16 protein-coding genes are annotated in these 19,429 nt (G+C 67.2%); 10 read left to right on the plus strand and 6 right to left on the minus strand.

Annotated elements, in window-relative coordinates:
• The first annotated feature begins 37 nt into the window (after window positions 1-37).
• From R5H30_RS17910 to glmM, 5 genes are all read left to right on the plus strand, one after another.
• The gene (locus R5H30_RS17910) at window positions 38-2,608 is read left to right on the plus strand and encodes a putative PEP-binding protein (RefSeq protein WP_318329960.1); all 2,571 of its coding nucleotides are present in this window, start codon (window positions 38-40) and stop codon (window positions 2,606-2,608) included.
• A gap of 158 nt (window positions 2,609-2,766) precedes the next feature.
• Window positions 2,767-3,399 carry a cell wall hydrolase gene (locus tag R5H30_RS17915; RefSeq protein ID WP_318329961.1) on the plus strand — a complete coding sequence of 211 codons (633 nt, stop codon included), beginning with the start codon at window positions 2,767-2,769 and terminating at the stop codon, window positions 3,397-3,399.
• A 105-nt stretch (window positions 3,400-3,504) separates the two neighbouring features.
• Window positions 3,505-4,425 (plus strand): dihydroneopterin aldolase, encoded by a 921-nt coding sequence (locus R5H30_RS17920; RefSeq protein ID WP_318329962.1) that lies wholly within the window; start codon window positions 3,505-3,507, stop codon window positions 4,423-4,425.
• A 3-nt stretch (window positions 4,426-4,428) separates the two neighbouring features.
• On the plus strand, window positions 4,429-5,442 hold the full coding sequence (gene folP, locus R5H30_RS17925) for a dihydropteroate synthase (protein ID WP_318329963.1): 1,014 nt from the start codon (window positions 4,429-4,431) through the stop codon (window positions 5,440-5,442).
• Window positions 5,435-6,781 (plus strand): phosphoglucosamine mutase, encoded by a 1,347-nt coding sequence (gene glmM, locus R5H30_RS17930; protein ID WP_318329965.1) that lies wholly within the window; start codon window positions 5,435-5,437, stop codon window positions 6,779-6,781. Before folP ends, glmM begins: the two co-directional genes overlap by 8 nt.
• A gap of 6 nt (window positions 6,782-6,787) precedes the next feature.
• On the opposite strand, the gene R5H30_RS17935 is transcribed toward glmM, so the two are convergent.
• Window positions 6,788-7,744 (minus strand): DMT family transporter, encoded by a 957-nt coding sequence (locus tag R5H30_RS17935; protein WP_318329966.1) that lies wholly within the window; start codon window positions 7,742-7,744, stop codon window positions 6,788-6,790.
• A 78-nt stretch (window positions 7,745-7,822) separates the two neighbouring features.
• On the opposite strand from R5H30_RS17935, the gene R5H30_RS17940 reads away from it, so the two are divergent.
• Window positions 7,823-7,984 (plus strand): hypothetical protein, encoded by a 162-nt coding sequence (locus tag R5H30_RS17940; RefSeq protein WP_318329967.1) that lies wholly within the window; start codon window positions 7,823-7,825, stop codon window positions 7,982-7,984.
• Window positions 7,985-8,342: 358 nt separating this feature from the next.
• On the opposite strand, the gene ilvC is transcribed toward R5H30_RS17940, so the two are convergent.
• Entirely contained in the window at window positions 8,343-9,365 is a 1,023-nt protein-coding gene (gene ilvC / locus R5H30_RS17945; RefSeq protein WP_318329968.1) for a ketol-acid reductoisomerase, read from the minus strand.
• A 136-nt stretch (window positions 9,366-9,501) separates the two neighbouring features.
• Between ilvC and R5H30_RS17950 the strand changes: the two genes are divergently transcribed.
• The 3 genes from R5H30_RS17950 to R5H30_RS17960 all read left to right on the plus strand — a co-directional run bounded on the left by R5H30_RS17950 (window position 9,502) and on the right by R5H30_RS17960 (window position 11,623).
• Window positions 9,502-9,957, plus strand: coding sequence for an Lrp/AsnC family transcriptional regulator (locus R5H30_RS17950; RefSeq protein ID WP_318329969.1), 456 nt, complete (start codon window positions 9,502-9,504; stop codon window positions 9,955-9,957).
• Window positions 9,954-10,412, plus strand: coding sequence for an Lrp/AsnC family transcriptional regulator (locus tag R5H30_RS17955; protein ID WP_318329970.1), 459 nt, complete (start codon window positions 9,954-9,956; stop codon window positions 10,410-10,412). The genes R5H30_RS17950 and R5H30_RS17955 overlap by 4 nt, the downstream gene beginning before the upstream one ends.
• A gap of 83 nt (window positions 10,413-10,495) precedes the next feature.
• The gene (locus R5H30_RS17960) at window positions 10,496-11,623 is read left to right on the plus strand and encodes an aminotransferase class V-fold PLP-dependent enzyme (protein WP_318329971.1); all 1,128 of its coding nucleotides are present in this window, start codon (window positions 10,496-10,498) and stop codon (window positions 11,621-11,623) included.
• A gap of 74 nt (window positions 11,624-11,697) precedes the next feature.
• On the opposite strand, the gene R5H30_RS17965 is transcribed toward R5H30_RS17960, so the two are convergent.
• Together R5H30_RS17965 and R5H30_RS17970 are read right to left on the minus strand one after the other, a co-directional pair.
• The gene (locus tag R5H30_RS17965) at window positions 11,698-12,897 is read right to left on the minus strand and encodes a UbiH/UbiF family hydroxylase (protein ID WP_318329972.1); all 1,200 of its coding nucleotides are present in this window, start codon (window positions 12,895-12,897) and stop codon (window positions 11,698-11,700) included.
• A 54-nt stretch (window positions 12,898-12,951) separates the two neighbouring features.
• A complete protein-coding gene (locus R5H30_RS17970; protein ID WP_318329973.1) occupies window positions 12,952-13,596 on the minus strand; it encodes a pyrimidine 5'-nucleotidase in 645 nt (214 codons plus the stop codon).
• A 105-nt stretch (window positions 13,597-13,701) separates the two neighbouring features.
• Between R5H30_RS17970 and R5H30_RS17975 the strand changes: the two genes are divergently transcribed.
• Complete coding sequence (locus R5H30_RS17975) at window positions 13,702-14,355, plus strand: GntR family transcriptional regulator (RefSeq protein ID WP_318329974.1); 654 nt, start codon at window positions 13,702-13,704, stop codon at window positions 14,353-14,355.
• Here the strand turns inward: R5H30_RS17975 and R5H30_RS17980 are convergent.
• Together R5H30_RS17980 and R5H30_RS17985 are read right to left on the minus strand one after the other, a co-directional pair.
• A complete protein-coding gene (locus R5H30_RS17980) occupies window positions 14,352-16,220 on the minus strand; it encodes a glycosyltransferase (protein ID WP_318329975.1) in 1,869 nt (622 codons plus the stop codon). The two genes, R5H30_RS17975 and R5H30_RS17980, sit on opposite strands and share 4 nt — an antisense overlap.
• A gap of 107 nt (window positions 16,221-16,327) precedes the next feature.
• Window positions 16,328-19,426 carry an efflux RND transporter permease subunit gene (locus R5H30_RS17985; protein ID WP_318329976.1) on the minus strand — a complete coding sequence of 1,033 codons (3,099 nt, stop codon included), beginning with the start codon at window positions 19,424-19,426 and terminating at the stop codon, window positions 16,328-16,330.
• Window positions 19,427-19,429: the final 3 nt, after the last annotated feature.

Genomic DNA, 19,429 nt, shown 5'->3' on the forward strand with positions numbered 1-19,429 from the left:
GGCTTTCCGGACACTTGTAAAGGGAAGGTGACGGATTATGCTGCGGCGACAACATGCAGGTGCTGCAGTGCCGAACGATCCCGATACCACCCTCGTGACCGCGACCGCCCCGATCGCCAATGCCACCCACGGCGGCCGGGCCAAGTGCCTGCAACGTCTTGTCCGGCTTGAACTGCCCGTGCCGCGCACCGTGGCGCTGTCCTTCGACGCGGTGCACCGCATCGCGGACGGGCAGATGCCCGACATCGGCTGCATCGTCTCGCAGTTTCCCGAAGGCGCGCTGCTCTGCGTGCGCCCGTCCTCGGAAGACCCCGATTGGGGCGGGCCCGGGGCGATCCTGAACATCGGCATGAACGAGGCGCGCCTGAAGGAGTTGTCACGCCGTCTGGGCGGCGAGGCTGCCGAGGCACTTTTCGCGCGGTTCGTCCAGGCCTATGCGGTGCATGTCGCGCGGCTTGACCCCGATCTCTTCGACGAGGTCGAGGGCGCGAACGTGTCGGAATATCTGCGCGCCTACGAGGCCGAACTCGAAGAACCGTTCCCGCTCGACGCCGGCGAACAGCTGGCCGGTGTGCTGCAAAGCATGGCGCGCGCCTGGAGCGGGACCTCGGCGCGTCTACTGCGGCAGGCCAAGGGTGCACCGGCCGACGCGGGGCTCGGTCTCGTGGTGCAGGAGATGGCGCTGGGCCTCGGCAAGGGCGAATGCGGCTCCGGCGTCCTGCAACTGGTCAACGGCGACACGGGTCTGCCGCAGATTACCGGGCGATACCTGAGCCAGAGCCAGGGCCGGGATGCGTTGCGTAGCGACACCGAGTCGCTCTACCTCACGCGCGATCCGCGCGGGCCGTCGCTGGAAGAGCTCGCGCCCGAAGCCTTCGAGGCGCTGAAGGAACATGCCGCGCTGATGCGCCGGCGCCTGCGCGAAGAGATGCAGGTCGAGTTCGCGATCGAGAACGGGCGGCTCTTCATCCTTGACGGGATGCGCGTCGCCCGCTCGAGCCGGGCGGCGGTACGCATCGCGGTCGATCTTGCGGAAGAAGGGATCATCAGCCGGCAAGAGGCGCTGATGCGGGTGCCGCCGCGCACGCTGACCGAACTCCTGCACCGCCAGGTCGATCCGCAGGCCAAGCGCGACGTGATCGGACGCGGAATCGCCGCTAGCCCCGGAGCGGCCACGGGCCGGATCGTCTTTTCAGCCCCCGACGCGCAGGCGAGCGCGGCCCGTAACGAGCCCTGCATCCTTGTCCGGCGCGAAACCAGCCCCGAGGATATCCGTGGCATGCACGCCGCGCAGGCGGTTCTAACTGAGCGTGGCGGTATCACCAGCCACGCGGCGGTGATCGGGCGTGGCATCGGGCTGCCCTGCGTCGTCGGCGCCTCGAACATGCGCTTCAACATCGCCAAGAAACAGCTCGTGGCGCCCGATGGTCGTGTCTTCGGCGAGGGCGACACGGTGACGATCGACGGCTCGCGAGGGCAGGTGTTGGCCGGCGCGCCGACCTTGCGTGAGGCAGCACTCGACGAGACCTTCCAGAAGCTGATGGAGTGGGCCGACGCGGCCTGCGACATCGGCATTCGCGCCAATGCCGACACGCCCGACGATGCGCAGACCGCGCGCAATTTCGACGCGCAGGGCATCGGGTTGTGCCGGACCGAGCACATGTTCTTCGAACCCGGCCGCCTGACGGTGATGCGCGAGATGATCTTTGCCGCCGGGTCGGAGGATCGCCGGGCGGTGCTCGAACGCCTGCTGCCAATGCAGCGTGCCGATTTCACCCAGCTTTTCGAGATCATGCAGGGCAAGCCGGTCTGCATCCGCCTCTTCGACCCGCCCCTGCACGAGTTCCTGCCGGCGGACCGCGCGGGGCAACGCGATCTGGCCGAGGCGCTGGGCTTGCCGCTCTCGGACGTCGTGCGCCGCATCGAGGCGATGAGCGAGTACAACCCGATGCTGGGTCTGCGCGGGGTCCGTCTGGGGGTCACGGTCCCCGAGATCTACGAAATGCAGGCGCGGGCGATCTTCGAGGCCACCATCGACGCCAGCCACGCGGGCGAACCGGTTGTTCCGGAAATCATGATCCCGCTGGTCTCGGCCCGGCGCGAGGTCGAACTGGTGCGCACCGCCATCGATGCCGTGGCCGTCTCGGTGCGCAATCAACGTGACCGCGACTTCACCTACAGGCTCGGCGTGATGGTCGAGACGCCGCGCGCCGCGCTGCGGGCCGGCGAGATCGCCCAGCACAGCGCGTTCCTGAGCTTCGGGACCAACGACCTTACCCAGATGGCCTATGGCCTGTCGCGCGACGACGCCGGCCGGTTCATGTCCGACTACGTCCAGCAGGGGGTCTTCCCGGAAGATCCCTTCCACACGCTCGACACCGAGGGTGTTGGCGAGTTGCTGAAACTCGGTGCCGAGCGCGGAAAGGCGGCGCATCCGGACATCGTGCTGTCGATCTGCGGGGAGCACGGCGGCAACCCCGAATCGATTGCATTCTGCCGTTCGGCAGGATTCGACTATGTCTCCTGCTCGCCTTTCCGGGTTCCTGTGGCGCGACTTGCTGCCGCACAGTTGGCAATTGCCGACCATCTCGCCATCAACATGGTGTAGGCCCCAGGTTTACGCTAGGAATATCTTGCTTTTTCCCGTGTTCCGTGTTGCGCGAGAGTACGCTCATTCGCCGATTCCATACGCCCCCGAACTTTACGTGCTCCGGTCGGTTCGGTAAGCGGCCCCGATTGAATTGACCAAGGGGTGTTGAAATGGGAATGGGGCGTTTGACCCGGGCGGCGCTGTGCGTGCTGACCGCAGGATTTCTGGGTGCCGGGGCCGTTGCGGCCAACCAGGTGGAACCGTTGCTCGAACAAGAGCGCTTGGGGCTGAACGCGGTGCCGCAAAGCCGGATTCAGGACTTCGTGCGCCCGCCGACATCCAAGCCCCAGCCTGTGAACTATTCGCGGACGTGGCTCGATGCGCAGCCGGATCCCAAGGGTGGGCCCGAAATGCGCTGCCTCGCCGAAGCCCTTTATTTCGAGGCGCGCGGCGAGACGGTGAAAGGCCAGTTCGCCGTGGCCGAGGTGATCATGAACCGCGTGAAGTCCACGCGCTTTCCCGGCTCGGCCTGCGCGGTGATCAACCAGGGAACCGGCAAGAAGTTCCAGTGCCAGTTCACCTACACCTGCGATGGCCACAAGGAGGTCATCCGCGAGAAGAAGGCTTTCGAGCGCGCCGCCAAGATTGCGCGGCTGATCCTCGACGGGCATGCGCCGCGTCTGACGGACGGGGCCACGCATTACCACACCAACAAGGTGAGCCCGCGCTGGAGCCGGGTTTTCACGCGCACCGCGTCGATCGGCGTCCACATCTTCTATCGCGCAGGCGTCCGGACCGCCTCGAACTGACGCATTCGGGGCGTGGTCCGTCGCAAGGCAGGCTGATAAGCTGGCGACGCGGTCCATCGTGGCCGTGTCCGTTCCCGCCGGGGACAACCAGCAAGGGGCCGTCCGATGACTTCCGAAATCCGCCTCGCCTTCGCGCATCCCTCCGAGCGCTCGGAGGCGACGGCCGCGGCGCAACCGCTCGACCGGATCTCGGTGCGGGATCATACCGTAGAGGTCGAGATCGGCGCCTTTCAGGCCGAACGCGGCGTCACCCAGCGGGTCTGTTTCAACATCGTCGTCGAAGTGCAGCCGCTCTCAGGTCCGGTCGATGACGACGTTGACCGCATCCTGTCTTACGACCGGGTCACCGAGGCGATCGCGGCGGAACTGGCGGCCGAGCGGATCAACCTGCTGGAGACGCTGGCCGAACGGGTGGCCGAACGCATCCTCGCCGAACCGCAGGCGATGCGGGTCTTCGTGCGTATAGAAAAGCTTGACCGCGGACCGGGTGCGCTGGGCGTCGAAATTGTGCGCGCGCGCGACCGGGCAAGGCTGGTCAGCGCCGAAGGTGACGCGCCACGTCCCGAGCTTGTCTACCTCGACAACGAGGCCATCGCCTCGCCGCGCCTCGGCGGCTGGATCGACCAGCTCGAAGCCATGGGCCGGCCGGTCGTATTTTGCGTCGGCGCTGCTGATGCGCCCGCGCCCCAAAGCGACCACCGCATGGCCCAGAGACGCATCGACCTGCTGGCTATCGAGCAGAATGCCTGGGTGCTCGCCGGTCGCGATCCACGCTGCGTCGTGGTTTCGACGCGGACCGAGCTCGACTGGGCAATGAAGAACGGCCGCATGAGCGTCTGGGCGCCGTCGAAAATCGTGCTCGATGCCGTCGACGGCCCCTCGGCACAGCCCCGCGACGCGGTCGCGCTTGCGACATGGTTCGCGGCCACCCTCGAGGCGCAGGAAATGCTGATCATCGGCGACAGGGCGCCCGCTGACGCCTCCGTACTGTTGCGCCGCGTTCCTGCCGATCAGGCCCGGCTCTGACGGATGACGCGCTACTATCGCCCGCTGGTGCAATCGGGTCCTGCGCGCCCCGAAACGGCGCTGGCGCTTGCCGGTGGACCCTGCTGGTTCAGTCATGTCGAGGTGCTGGACCGCACAGCCCCGCCGAACGTGATGGCGGCGGACGCCTTGCCCGACGACTGGCGCGCGGCCCTCACGATGCCCCGGCAACCCATTGCCGGGCTCACGCTGGACCGGCCGCGCATCATGGGCATCCTCAACGTCACCCCGGACAGTTTTTCTGACGGCGGCCTGCATGACACGGTGCCCGGCGTCCTGCGCGGTGCGGATGCGATGCAGGCTGCGGATATCCTCGATATCGGCGGCGAATCCACGCGCCCCGGGGCGGAAACCGTCCCGGACGCCGAAGAGATCGCCCGCGTCGTCCCGGCAATCACGGCGCTGCGTCAGGCCGGACACCGCCAGCCGATCTCGATCGACACGCGCAAGACCGCCGTGGCTCATGCCGCGATCGAGGCCGGGGCGGACATGGTCAACGATGTGGCCGGGTTCACATTCGACGCCGGTCTCGCGCCGCTTTGCGCGCACCACGGCCTGCCGGTCTGCGTGATGCATGCGCAAGGTGACCCGCAGACCATGCAGGCCGACCCGCGATATGACGACGTGCTGCTCGACGTCTACGACTGGCTGTCGGACCGTATCGCCGTGCTGGTCGGGCAGGGCATCCCGCGCGAGCGGATCGTCGCCGATCCGGGGATAGGCTTCGGCAAGACCCTCGACCACAACCTTGCGCTCATTGCCCGGCTGAGCCTTTTTCACGGGCTCGGCGTGCCCCTGTTGCTCGGCGCGTCGCGCAAGCGGTTCATCGGAACCATCGGCAAGGCCGAGGCGCCGCGCGACCGGATGCCCGGATCGATTGCGGTTGCGATCGCGGCCTTGCAACACGGGACACAAATCGTGCGCGTCCACGACGTGGCCGAGACCGCACAGGCCATTGCGCTCTGGCGCGCGAGCGTGGCAGGAGAGGCGCATGAGTAAGCTTTTCGGTACCGACGGCGTCCGCGGGACGGCCAACATCCACCCCATGACGGCCGAGACCGCGCTGCGCATCGGCGCAGCCGTGGGCCGCTACTTCCGACCTGACGCCTCGGGCGTTCACCGGGTGGTGATCGGCAAGGACACGCGGCTGTCGGGCTACATGTTCGAGAACGCCCTAACCGCGGGTCTAACCTCGACCGGCATGAACGTTCTGCTGCTGGGTCCGGTGCCGACCCCGGCGGTGGGCCTTCTGACCCGCTCGATGCGCGCCGATCTCGGGGTGATGATCTCGGCGAGCCACAACCCCGCGGACGACAACGGGATCAAGTTCTTCGGCCCGGACGGGTTCAAGCTCTCCGACAAAGTCGAGGCCGAGATAGAGGCGCTTGTCGCGGGCGGCGTCGAGGCCACCGAGGCGCAGGACATCGGGCGGGCCAAGCGCATCGACGACGGGCGCTTTCGCTACATCGAGCGCCTGAAATCGACTTTCCCGCGGCAGGTCCGGCTCGACGGGCTCAAGGTCGTGATCGACTGCGCCAACGGGGCGGCCTACCGGGTCGCGCCCGAGGCGCTGTGGGAACTCGGCGCGACCGTGGTGCCGGTGGGCGTCAGCCCGAATGGGCGCAACATCAACGATCATTGCGGCTCGACCCACCCCGAACTCGCGGCGGAATCCGTCGTGGCGCACGGCGCAGATGTCGGCATTTCGCTTGACGGTGATGCCGACCGGGTGATCCTGATCGACGAGAAGGGCCAGGTCGGCGACGGCGACCAGCTGATGGCGCTGCTGGCGGCACGCTGGGCCGAGGAGGGCCGGCTGCGCAACGACGCGCTGGTGGCAACCGTGATGTCGAACCTCGGGCTTGAACGCTTTCTCGAGGGACGCGGGCTCAGGCTGGAACGCACGGCGGTCGGCGACCGATACGTGGTCGAGCGGATGCGCGAAGGCGGCTACAATCTCGGCGGCGAGCAGTCCGGACATATCGTGATGACCGATTACGCCACCACTGGCGACGGCCTGATGGCGGGCCTTCAGTTCCTAGGCGAGATGGTCCAATCAGGACGCCGGGCGTCAGAACTTCTGCAAAACTTCGAACCGGTGCCGCAGCTCCTGAAGAACGTGCGCTACGCCGATGGCCAGACGCCGCTCGAGGCCGGTCCGGTCAAGCAAGCGATCGCCCAGGCCGAGGCCGATCTCGGGCAGGGGGGCCGCCTGCTGATCCGCAAGTCGGGAACCGAGCCGCTTGTGCGGGTGATGGCCGAACACGAGGATGACGCGCTCATGCGGCGTGCCGTGGATTCGGTGATCGAGGCGGTGGCCGACGCGGTTTCGGTCTGAGGCGTCCTACTGCAGTGGCGGTTGCCGGCTGCCATCGGTCTCGCGCGGGCGGTGGCCGAAGAGCCGGGTCAGAGCGCCGTACTGGCTGAGACCGACACCGACGAGGATCAGCGTCATCGCCAGCAGCAGAGAGCGGGGCATCGGCTCTCCGAGGACCACAGCCCCGAGGATCACCGACCAGACCGGAACCTGGTAGTTGGTCAGCGACATGAAGACCGGCCCGGCGCTGCGCACGACCAGCACCCGCAAGAGATTGGCGCCAGCGGTCGGCACCAGGCCCAGAAAGCCGATCAGGCCCATCGTCCAGGCATCGGGCAAGGGCGGCGGCCCTTCGACGGCAAAGGCCACGGGTATGACGACGGTGGCACCGACCAGCAGCAGGACGGTTGCAAGACCGATCGGATCGGCATCGGGCAGGCGTCGCAGCAAGATCGAGCTGACGGCATAACACGTCGCCACGCCAAGGCAGGCCGCGCGCCCCGCGAACTCGCGCGATGATCCGCTGGAATCGAAAGCCTGCCCGCCGATCAGGACGCAGACTCCGACGAACCCGATGAGAAAGCCGGCGAACTTGCGCCAGCTCAGGGTCTCGCCGGGAACGAGGAAATGCGCGAGCGGCAATACGATGAGCGCGACCGCCGCCATCGACACGCCCGCGAACCCCGACGTCACGTATTGCTGTCCCCATGAGAGCAACATGAAGGGAACGGCGGAGCTCAGCGCCCCGATGAGCCCGAGCGCGATCCAGTCGCCGCGCGGGACCGCGGCCCGGAACAGTGGCGCCCCGCGCGCCTGCCAAGCGGCAAGCATCAGCAGCGCCGCAAAACCGATCCGCCCGGCGGCCAGCCAGAACGGCGTGATGCCTTCCAGCGCAAGCTCCATGACCATGAAGGTGCCACCCCAGGTCAATCCGAGGATCCCGACCATCAGCCAGCTTTGCGCGGTGATGCGAGGCGCGGTCATCGGGCGCGGCATATCGCGCCCCGGAACCTTGGCGGCACGGCCCGAGTTTGTCGGTACCGAAGCCCGAGGAGATCCGGAATGGACATCGTCACCTTCTGCATCGCGCTGTCGCTTCTGGCCGTCGTCGCCGGATCATCGATGATTGCCGTCGCGGCTGTCGCGCGCAATGCGCGGGAGACCAGCGCGGCGCATCGCACGACACGAGCGCAGACATTCAAGCGTCGCGCGAAATCTGCCTGACAAGGCTCACGCGAAAATATCGCACATGTCTCGACAGTTCGAGACAATTGGTCAGCGAGGCGCGACCCGAAATTCACTTTTTCCAAGTTTTTCCCCGATACTTCGCAAGAAAACCGCCGCACAGCCCGTTCGCCGCCGCAATGTCCGGACCTGGTCCATCATGCTGCCGCAGTCGGATGGTCAGTAGAGCACAGTCCCATTGGCCTTAATGGTCGAAGGGTCGCCTGCCCGGTGGTGCCGCTCGTGCCCCTGGCGGGCGATCCTCGCAGCCAAGGGAATTTAACGAGTGCTCCTGTTGTGTAGGAATGGCCCGGCCCGCGCCGGGCCATTCTCATTTGGAGGGTGTTCTCGCTCCGCGTCAGTTCTTGGCCTTGTCGACCATCTTGCCGGCGGAGATCCAGGGCATCATGCCGCGCAGCTTCTCGCCGACCTCTTCGATCTGGTGGGCATCGTTCATCCGGCGCGTGCCCTTGAAGAACGGTTGGCCGACAGCGTTTTCCTGCATGAAGTCACGCACGAACTTGCCGGTCTGGATGTCGCGCAAAATTGCCTTCATTCGCGCCTTGGTTTCGTCGTAGGGCAGGACCCGCGGGCCCGAGACGTATTCGCCGTATTCCGCGGTATTCGAGATCGAGTAGTTCATGTTGGCGATGCCGCCCTCGTAGATCAGGTCCACGATTAGCTTCACCTCGTGCAGGCACTCGAAATAGGCCATCTCCGGGGCGTAGCCGGCCTCGACCAGCGTCTCGAACCCCATCCGGATCAGTTCCACCAGACCGCCGCACAGAACCGCCTGCTCGCCGAAAAGGTCGGTTTCGCACTCTTCCTTGAAGTCGGTTTCGATGATGCCCGAGCGTCCGCCGCCGATGGCCGAGCAGTAGGACAGGCCGATTTCCAGCGCCTTGCCCGACGCGTCGTTGTCGACCGCGACAAGGCAGGGCACGCCGCCGCCCTTGACGTACTCGCCGCGCACCGTGTGGCCGGGGCCTTTGGGCGCCATCATGATGACGTCGACACCTTCCTTTGGCTCGATCAGGCCGAAGTGAATGTTGAGGCCGTGGGCAAAGGCGATCGCCGCACCTTCGCGGATATTGTCGTGAACGTACTTGCGGTAGGTCTCGGCCTGCAACTCGTCGGGCATGGTAAACATGATCAGGTCGGCCCAGGCCGCCGCCTCGGAAATGCCCATGACCTTCAGGCCCTCGCCTTCGGCCTTTTTCGCCGAGGGGCTGCCGTCGCGCAGAGCCACGACCACGTTCTTGGCGCCGCTGTCACGCAGGTTCAGCGCATGGGCGTGGCCTTGCGAGCCGTAGCCGAGGATGGCCACCTTCTTGTCCTTGATGAGGTTCACGTCGCAGTCACGATCGTAGTAGACGCGCATCGGAATATCCTTTTCTTGCTGGTCGTCGTTCGCGGGCAGATTACGGTCTGGACGCGGGATTGCCATTGCGCCGCGTAGAAAAGTCGCGCATGAAATGCATCTGTCATGCGCAAGATAAGAGGTCTGTGGAAAATTCATGCTCGACGACCTCGATCGCCGCATCCTTCGGTACTGGCAGTCCGAACCGTCGCTGTCCCCGGCCGAACTGGCCGATCGCTGCGCGACGAGCCCGGGCACATGCGCGCGCCGCATCGCGCGCATGCAGGAGAGCGGCATCGTACGCGGCGTCTCGGCGGTCATCGACTGGGCGGCGCTGGGCTTCGGCGTCGAGGTGTCGTTGCGGGTGACGCTCGACAAGACGCAGGCGCGCGCCTTCGACGAGTTTCTCGAGGCAGCCCGCGACGTCCGCGAGGTCACCGAGATCCAGACCTTCCTCGGACGTGTCGACGTGCGCTTGCACATCATCGCGCGCGACATGGCGCACTATCAGGACATCTACCGCCATCGCGTCCTGACCTTGCCGCATATTGCCGACATCGAGGCGCTGATGCTGGTCTCGCGCCTCAAGGACGCCGAAAGCCTGCCGGTATGATCGACCTGGACGAAATCGACCGCGACCTGCTGCGCGAGTTGTCGCGGGATGCCACGCAGAACGCCGGGGCGCTGGGCCGCAGGCTCGGCCTGTCGCAGCCTGCGACGTGGCGGCGGATCCGGCGGCTCGAGACCGCCGGGATCCTGCGCGGCCGACGCCTGCATCTCGATGCCGAGGCTCTGGGGTTCGGGGTGACCGTGTTCCTCGGCGTCAAGCTCGTCACCAAGGGGCAGGTCGATCTGGGGGACTTCGAACGCGCGGTCAGCGCCATTCCCGAGGTGCAGACCGTCGAGCATGTTCTGGGTCTCTACGACTACCGCCTGCGCGTGGTGGCCCGCGACATTCCCGATTTCGAGCGGATCCTGCGCCGGCGCATCATGACCCTGCCGGGAGCCGGTGCGGTCGAGGCCAACGTCCTTCTCAACGAAGAGCGGCGGCCCGGCCCGATCGGTTGATCTCTGACGCGGCACTGTGCGCGGGGCTTTGCCTTTGCGGCGCAAGCGGGTAGGACAGCCGCAGCCAGACAGGAGGTTTCACCATGCCCGCACTGCTCGATACCATCGATCCCGAAGGGCTCGAGGAATTTTCGGTCGTCTTCACCGACCGCTCGCTCAACCACATGAGCGCGGCGTTCCAGGAGGTCATGCGCGACATTTCCGAGACGCTGCCCGCGGTCTACAAGGCCCATGCGGTCGCGGTCGTGCCGGGCGGCGGCACCTACGCGATGGAGGCCGTGGCGCGGCAGTTCGCGCGCGATGCCGAGGTACTGGTCGTGCGCAACGGCTGGTTCTCCTATCGATGGAGCCAGATCATCGAAACCGGCGGGCTGACCGCATCGGCGACTGTGATGAAGGCCCGGCCCGCGGGCAATTCCCATCCCGCACCCTTCGCACCGGCACCGATCGAGGAGGTGGTGGCCGAGATTCGCGCCACGCGGCCCCAGGTCGTCTTTGCGCCGCATGTCGAAACCTCGGCCGGGGTGATCCTGCCCGATGACTACCTGTCGCAACTGGCCGCGGCGGCGCATGAGGTCGGCGCGTTGATGGTGCTCGACTGCATCGCCAGCGGCTGCGCCTGGGTGGACATGGGTGCGCTCGGCATAGACGTGCTGATCTCGGCGCCGCAGAAGGGCTGGTCGGCCGCCCCCTCGGCCGGTCTGGTCATGCTGTCGGAGCGTGCATCGGACCGTCTGGCCGAGACCAGGTCGGACAGTTTCGCGGTCGATCTCGGCAAGTGGCGCGCAATCATGAAGGCCTACGAGGACGGCGGCCATGCCTATCACGCGACGATGCCGACGGATGCGTTGCGCGGCTTTCGCGACACCATGCTGGAGATGAAGGCACACGGCTTCGACAGGCTGAAGGAGGCGCAGTGGCGGCTCGGGGACGGGGTGCGCGCGATGCTGGCGCGCCGCGGCGTCGTGTCGGTTGCCGCCGAGGGCTTCGGCGCGCCGGGCGTCGTGGTCTGCTACACGGCCGACCCCGAAGTGCAGTCGGGGCGCAAGTTCGCAGCGCAGGGCATGCAGATCGCTGCCGGGGTACCGTTGCAATGCGACGAGCCGGAAGATTTCCGAACCTTCCGCATCGGGCTTTTCGGGCTCGACAAGCTTTATGACACCGATGCCACGCTGGCGCGACTGGAACGGGTGGTCAACAAGGTACTCTGACCGCCGCGGAACACACTCGTTTTCTTGCAAGAAAACGGGCCGGAAATTTCCAAATTTCCGGGGCGCCCTTTGGTTCAGCGCAGGCCGAGACCCAAACGCATGAGCTCGCGCCGGACCGGGGCTGCGCCATGCAGCAGGTCGATCCCCAGTGCGCGAGCGTCGCGCAGCCCGGGCCCGCCGGCCTGGCTTGCGCGGTTGAGCAGCGAAATGCCCTCGACCCGCAGGCGCACGTCGCCGATGCGCGCGGCGTGATAGGCATCGAGCATCGCGCGGTCGCCGAGCCCCTCGGGCCGGGCCTCGGCAAGCTCGAGCAGGGCCGCGATGTCGGCGAGGCTCATGTTCAGTCCCTGCGCCCCGATCGGTGGCACCACATGGGCAGCCTCGGCGATCAGGGCGAGGCGCTCACCCGAGAGCCGCGTCGCGCGCTGGCTGACGATCGGCCAAACCGAACGCTCCGTCAGCAGTTGCAGCGGTCCGAACAGATGGCAGCTGCGTTCCGTCATCTCGGTCTCGAAATCGGCGACGGGCATCGCGGCGAGGTCGGCCGCGCGGGGGCCGTCCTCCATCCAGACGACGGCAGAGCAGGGCAGGCCGTCGCGGTCCGGCAGCGGCACCAGCGTGAAGGGGCCGCCCGAGCGGTGGATCTCGGTCGAGACCCCGTCATGCGGGATCGGGTGGCTCACCGCAAAGGCCAGTGCTTTCTGACCGTAGCGCTTGGTCGCAACATCGATGCCCGCGGCGCGGCGCATCGCCGAGTTTCGCCCGTCTGCGGCGATCACCAGCCGGGCCGACACTGCGGTTCCGTCATCGAGGCCCACCCGGGCGCCGGCCATGCGGGTGAAGAGCGACGTGGCGCCCACACCGGGCCGGAAGGACACGTTCGCCAGGTCGTCCAGCCGCGCCAGCGCCTCGCGGCGCAACAGCCAGTTCGGGAAGTTCCAGCCGAAAGGTTGATCGGAAATCTCCGAGGCGGCGAATTCGCGGATCGTGCGCGGCGCGGGCTCGGCACCACCGGCATCAACGATTCGCATCACCTTGAGCGGAGCGGCGTTGGCGTCGAGCCGCTCCCAAAGACCCGCAGCCTCGAGCAGAGACCGGGCCGGCTGCAACATCGCGGTCGAGCGCAGGTCGGCGCCTTCGGCCTCTCCCGATGTGACAGGGGGGGCGGGATCGACGCAGATCACGTCGAACCCGGCAGTGCCGAAGGCCGCGGCCGCAGTGAGCCCGGCGATGCCGCCGCCGCAGATCAGGATGTCGCAGGTCTCTCGGGTCATCGCGTGTCTCCTTGACCCACGATTTAGGCGCGGGCCGCTGCCGCGTCCAGTGCGTCAGATGAGCCGGGCGAGAAACCCGCCGAGGTCGTCGGTGTGAAAGTGGATATGGTCGCCATCGCCCCGCGCCTCGGCCACGTGGACGGTCCGCATCCCCAGTGCATGCGGCACCAGCAGGTTGCGCGGATCGTCCTCGAACATCGCGGCGCGCGCCGGGTCGAGCCCGTCGGCGGCAAAGACCTTGTCGAAGGCAGCACGGTCGGGTTTGGGGTGGAAATCCGCATGCTCGACGCCGTAGACCCCGTCGAACAGGCCCCCAAGCCCGCGCGCCGCGAGCACACGCTCGGCATAGGGCGCGCAGCCGTTGGTGTAGACGATGCGGCGGCCCGGCAGCGCGGCGATCTGCGCGGCAAGAAGCGGGTCGGGGCTCAGCGCGGTCAGCGGAATGTCGTGGACGTCGCTGAGATAGGGCGCCGGATCGACGCCGTGCTCGCGCATCAGCCCGGCCAGCGTGGTGCCGTGGGTCATCCAGTAATGCTTGCGCAGACGGTCGGCCTCGAGCGCGTCGACGCCGAGCGCCTGCATCACGTAGCGCGTCATGCGGACCTCGATCAGGTCGAAGAGGCGCGCCGAAGGCGGGTAGAGTGTCTGGTCGAGGTCGAAGACCCAGGTGTCGACATGGGCGAAGGCGTCGCGGGGCATGGCGCTGCTTTAGGATGGAGCGCGCGGTTGCGCAAGCCACGGCCGGTCTTGCAGGCTGCGCGCCGGCATCGCTACTGTGGCCGGACCTGGCAAAGGGGGAAGACCATGGCGCTGCAGAAGCCGCAGCAGGCAGATGCCTATTCGCTGATCCTCGAGGCGATCGACGCGGGCAGCTACCGCCCTGGCGACCGGCTGGTCGAGAGCGAGTTGGCGGACCGGTTCGGGGTCTCGCGGACGCCGATCCGCGAGGCGTTGCAGCGCCTCGAGACGCAGTCGCTGCTGGTGAGGGACGGGCGCAGCCTGATCGTGGCCTCGCTCGATCACAACCAGATGGCCGAGCTCTACGTGGTCCGGGGTGAGCTCGAAGGGCTCGCGGCCCGGCTCGCGGCGCGCCATGCCACCGAGGAGGAGGTGCGCGTGCTGCGCCAGATGGTCGAGGAGGACGATGCGCTGACCGAAAGTCCGGCCGCGCTGGCACGCGCCAACAGGCGGTTTCACAAGCAGATCCATCTCGCCTCGCACAACCGCTTCCTGGTGCAGCAGCTCGATCTGGTGCATCGCTCGATGGCGTTGATGGACACGACCTCGCTCGCCGCGACCGGGCGGGGCAAGGGGGCGCAGACGGAACATGACGCCATCGTGCGCGCCATCGAGGCGCGCGACGAGGCGGCGGCGGACACGGCCCTTCGCGCCCATATCTCGGCCGCTTTCATGACGCGGTTGCAGATCGACGCGGCGCGGCGGCAGGAGGAGGGCTAGGCCGGGTGTGGCGATATGCCGTGCTGGGTCTTGTCCCAAAAGAACGGGGCGCGCAGCAGCTCCCACAGGGCCTTGTAGGCGGCCAGCGCGCCGAGGGTGAAGTAGAGCATCATCGTGGGCACGATCGGCATCAGGTGCCGGTGATCGCGGTCCGAAACCGCGACCAGCCCCATGGCGAGGTTGATCAGCTCAGCCATTGCGAAAAGCACCGAGAGCGTCGTGACGGCGCCCCAGCCGAGCGTTGCCTCGATCGGGTGGCCGCCGCCAAGGAATGTCAGCCAGAGCGACCACAGGAGCGGCGCGCAGGCGAACTGCGAGAAGGTCGCCAGGAACATGCCCTGCACGCCGAAGAATCGCAGCGGTCCCAATTCGTGCCAGAGCCGAAGCGGATGGCGCATGTGAACCATGTAGGTGACGAGAAACCCCTTGAGCCAGCGCGAGCGCTGGCGCACCCAGGCCCAGGGGCTGCACGTGGCCTCTTCGCGGGTGACGGTCGGCAGCAACTCGGCGACATAGCCGCGCCGCGCAAGGCGAAGCCCGAGATCGGCGTCCTCGGTCACGTTATGCGCGTCCCATCCGCCGAGCCGTTCGAGGATATCGCGGCGGAAGAACAGCGTCGTGCCGCCTAGCGGGATGACGAACCCCAGCCGGGCGAGCCCCGGCAGCATGATCCGCCACCAGGTGGCATACTCGATGGCAAAGCAGCGCGACATCCAGTTGGTGCGGGCATTGTAGTAGTCGAGCCGCCCCTGCAGGCAGGCGACGTCGGGCGGGGCTGCGTTGAAACGGGTCACGACGCGTTCGATCTGGTCCGCCTCGGGCCAGTCCTCGGCGTCCCAGACACCGACGATGCTGCCTTGGCAAAAATCGAGCGCGTAGTTGAGCGCACGCGGTTTCGTGGTCAGGCCGCCCGACTCGGGCACTTCGACGACGCTCATCCAGTGCGGCAGTTGCGTCGCCGCGATGGTGTCGCGGGTGACGGTGTCGCCTTCCTCCAGCACCAGAACGACCTCGAGCAGGGACTTGGGGTAGGTCAGGCGCGACAGCCGTTCGATGAGCACGCCGGCGATCTCTCTTTCCCGCAGCAGCGGCACCAGCACCGACACGCAGGGCATGCGGAAGGGGGTGACGGCAGCGGGTTCCGGCGCGCGATCCTCGATCCGTAGCTGACCCAGTTGGCTGGCCAGCGCCGCCGCCTTCAACCCGGTGGTCATCAGGAGCGTCAGCGTGGCGAAGATCATGCCGACGGTCACGGTCCAGAGCGGGGCCAGCAGCACCGCCGCGGCGAGCATCGACGCCAGCACGCCGGCCTTCAGCGCACGGCGCGCGTGCCGGTCGGCCCAGCCACGGCAGCTTTCGACGGCTGCGACCCGGCGCATCGCCTTCGCCGCCAGTTCGCGCCCGTACATCCGGCTCAGGTGGGCTCTGATCTGGGCGGCGTCGGCCACGATCGGCACCATCGCCGGACCGTTGCGGCCCAGTGCGATGCGGAACAGGTCGAAACTGAGCGGCCGGCTGGTGGCGACGTAGAGCTTGCCCTCCATCTCGCGCCACGGAAGCACGCCATGTTCCAGGCAGAACGTGGCCGCGAGGCAGCCTTCAATGCCGATGGACGGCGGATGGGTGTCAAGATCGACGCGCGTCAGCCCGGACTGCCGGCACAGGGCGCGCAGCACGTCGTCGCGCGCCAGCAACCCTTCGGACACCATAATTTCGCCCAGCGGCGCGTCGACGAAGTTTTGCATCTGCAAGGCGTGGTCGAGGTCGGCCGGGTCGATCAACCCTTCGTCGACGAGGTGCCGGCCCAGCGGCGTGTGCGCGCGCGCGGGATCCGAGTCGGGAATCTGCACCAGCAGGTCGTTCATCCACGAAGGCCCTTCGTCCGAAATCGCGTCGAACGGTGTCAGAACGGGGTTAATGTCGCGTTACGCGACACCGCAGCGACGCGGCAGCACACGTTCCGCGCGGGCGGTCAGACCGCCTTTTCGGCGGCCTCGAGTTCCTGCGCGAGACGCTTTTCCTCCGCCGCCCGCGGGCTCGAGAAGCCAGCGAGCAGCAGGTAGGCGACGGGCGTCAGGTAAAGTGTCGACAAAGTTGCAAGGCCGAGGCCGCCGACGATGACCCAGCCGAGCGCCTCGCGCGCCTCGGCGCCCGCCCCGGAGGACAGGATCAGCGGCACGCCGCCGAACACGGTCGAGACCATCGTCATCATCACCGGGCGCAGCCGCACGGTGGCGGCCTCGAGGATGGCATCGGCCACCTCCTTGCCGGCATCGCGCAGCTGGTTGGCGAACTCGACGATCAGGATGCCGTTCTTGGCCATGATCCCGATCAGCATGACCAGCCCGATCTGGCTGTAGACGTTGAGGCTGAGCCCGGTGAAAAGCAGGGCGAAAACGGCGCAGGCAAGGCCGATCGGCACAGTCGCCATGACCACGACAGCCGAAACGAAGCTTTCGAACTGGGCCGACAGCACGAGGAAGACGACGAGGATCGCGAAGCCGAAGGTGATGAACATGCCCGAGTTGGTCTGGTCGAGCGTCGCCGCCTCGGCCAGCGGCACGATGCGGTTCTCCTCGGCGAGGATCTCGTCGGCGAGGCGCTCGACCTCGGCCATCGCATCGCCCAGCGACATCTCGGGCGTCAGGCCGGCGGAGATCTCGACCGAGCGGTTCTGCCCCTCGCGGTCGAGTTCCGGCGCGATCGGGCGCTCCTCGAGCCGGACGAAACTCGACATCGGCACCATCTGCCCGCTGCCGGTCTGCACGAAGACGTTTTCGAGATCTCCGGGATCGTTCACCGGATCGGAGGTCGACAGCATCTGCACGTCGTAGCTGACACCTTCGATGAATACCGAGCCGATCGAGTTGCCGTCGAGCACGGCCCGCAGCGCCGCGCCCAGCCCGGTGATGTCGATGCCGAGATCCGAGGCCCGCGCGCGGTCGATGTCGATGAAGATCTGCGGTTGCGTGGTCTCGTATTCGAGCCGGACCTGACCCAGCCCCGGGTTTTCCTGCATCCGCGCGACCAGCCTGTCCGAGACCGAGGCCAACTGCTCGTAGCTGTCGCCCGTGACCGCGAAGCTGAGCCCGCGTCCGGCGCCGCGAATGCCGAGGCTGTTGGGCTGGATCGCGAAGGCGCGCACGCCGATGATGCCGCGCAAGGCCGCGTTGATCTCGCCCACGATCTCCTGCTGGGAGCGCTCGCGCGCGTCCCAGCGGGCGAGAGTGAAGACCATGAAACCGCGGTTCTCGGCGCCGAAACCGGTGATCGAGAACACATTGGTGATCTCGCCCGCGTCACGCTGAGTCTGAACGGCATCCTCGATCTCGCGCATCTTCGCGGTGGTGTATTCCAGCGACACACCCTGCGGCGCGGTGACGCTTAGAAGAGCCACGGCGCGGTCCTCGGGTGGCGTCAGCTCTTGCCGGATGCCGCTGGCGACGAGATAGGCGGTAAAGGCGACGATGCCGGCGACCAGGACGATTACCAGAGGCACCGAAAGTGCCGCGCGCAACGTTGCGCGATAGACCCCGGCAAGGCGCCGCCCGAGCCAGGCCACGGGCCCGCGCGCGTCCTGCGTCGGGGCGTCGCGCAACAGCCGGCTCGCCAGAACCGGGCAGAGCGTCAGGGCGACGACCGAGGACAGCATGACAGCGATGGCCAGCGTGAACCCGAATTCGCGGAACAGCCCGCCCGCCTGGCCAGGCAGGAAGGACAGCGGCACAAAAACCGCGGCCAGCGTCGCCGTGGTTGTCACGACTGCAAAGAAGACCTGCTGCGTGCCGAGAACGGCGGCCGCGCGCGGCCCAAGGCCGTCGGCCCGGCGCCTGACGATGTTTTCCAGCACGACAATGGCGTCATCCACGACCATTCCGGTCGCCAGCACCAGCGCCAGCAGGGTCAGGATGTTGATCGAAAACCCGACGAGGTAGATCGCGGCCAGCGTGCCGATCAAGGCCACGGGAAGCGTCAGGGCGGGGATCAACGTGGCACGCACATCGCGAAGGAAGACGAAGATCACCGCGATCACGATCGCCACAGCAATGCCCAGCGTCTTGACGACCTCGTCGATGGACCCCTGGATGAAGATCGCGTCGTCCGAGGTCACGAAGATCTCGATGTCCTCGGGCAGCGTCGCGTCGAGTTCCGCCACGACGGCCCGGACAGCGCGCGAAATCTCGAGCGTGTTCGACGTCGCCTGCCGGATCACCCCCATGCCCATTCCCAGCTGACCGTTGGCGCGCAGCACGGTCTCGTTCGGGGCAGGGCCGAGGGTCACCCGCGCCACGTCGCTCACGGTCACGTTGTCTGAGATCTTGAGGGCCTCGAAGGCCTCGGGGGAGGTCACCGTCGCCGTCGTGCGCACGCTGATCGCCTGCCGCTCTCCTGCCAGATCACCCGCCGGGGCGTCGAAAGCCACGTCCGACAGAGCGTTGCGCAGATCCGCCAGCGACAGGCCCCGGCTGGCCAATTCCAGCGGGTCGAGATCGACCCGGAAAATCGGTTCGCGGTCGCCGTAGATTTGCAGGTCGGCAACCCCGGCGATCGAAATGAGTCGGTCCTCGACGCGTTCGGAAACGATCTGCGTCAATTCCTGCGGCGAGCGCCCCGTGGATGTCACCGCGATGCGCATGATCGGGGACGCATTGGCATCGGCCTTCACGATCTCGGGCGTTTCGGCGTCATCGGGCAGTTGATTGACGATGCGCGAGACGGCGTCGCGCACATCGGTCGCGGCGATGTCGATGTCGACGCTTTCCTCGAACTCCACCGTGACGCGGCTGCGCGCGTAGCGTGAGTTCGACGAGATCGAGCGCACGCCCGACACCCGGCCCACGGCGCCCTCGATGCGTCCCGTAAGCTCCTGGTCGACCGTTTCGGGCGAGGCTCCGGAGAATCGCGTCGTCACCGTCACGACGGGCCTGTCGACGTTCGGAAGTTCGCGGATCTCGGCGCCGAAGAGACCGGCGATGCCGGCCAGCACGATCAACGCATTGAGCACGAAGGCCAGGATCGGGCGGCGCACGAAAAGCGCCGTTCCGGAGCGGGAGGAGGCGTTGGGCGTCATGGG

Source organism: Roseobacter sp. FCG-D35, from assembly GCF_033436665.1.
GTDB lineage: Bacteria > Pseudomonadota > Alphaproteobacteria > Rhodobacterales > Rhodobacteraceae > JAWQFO01.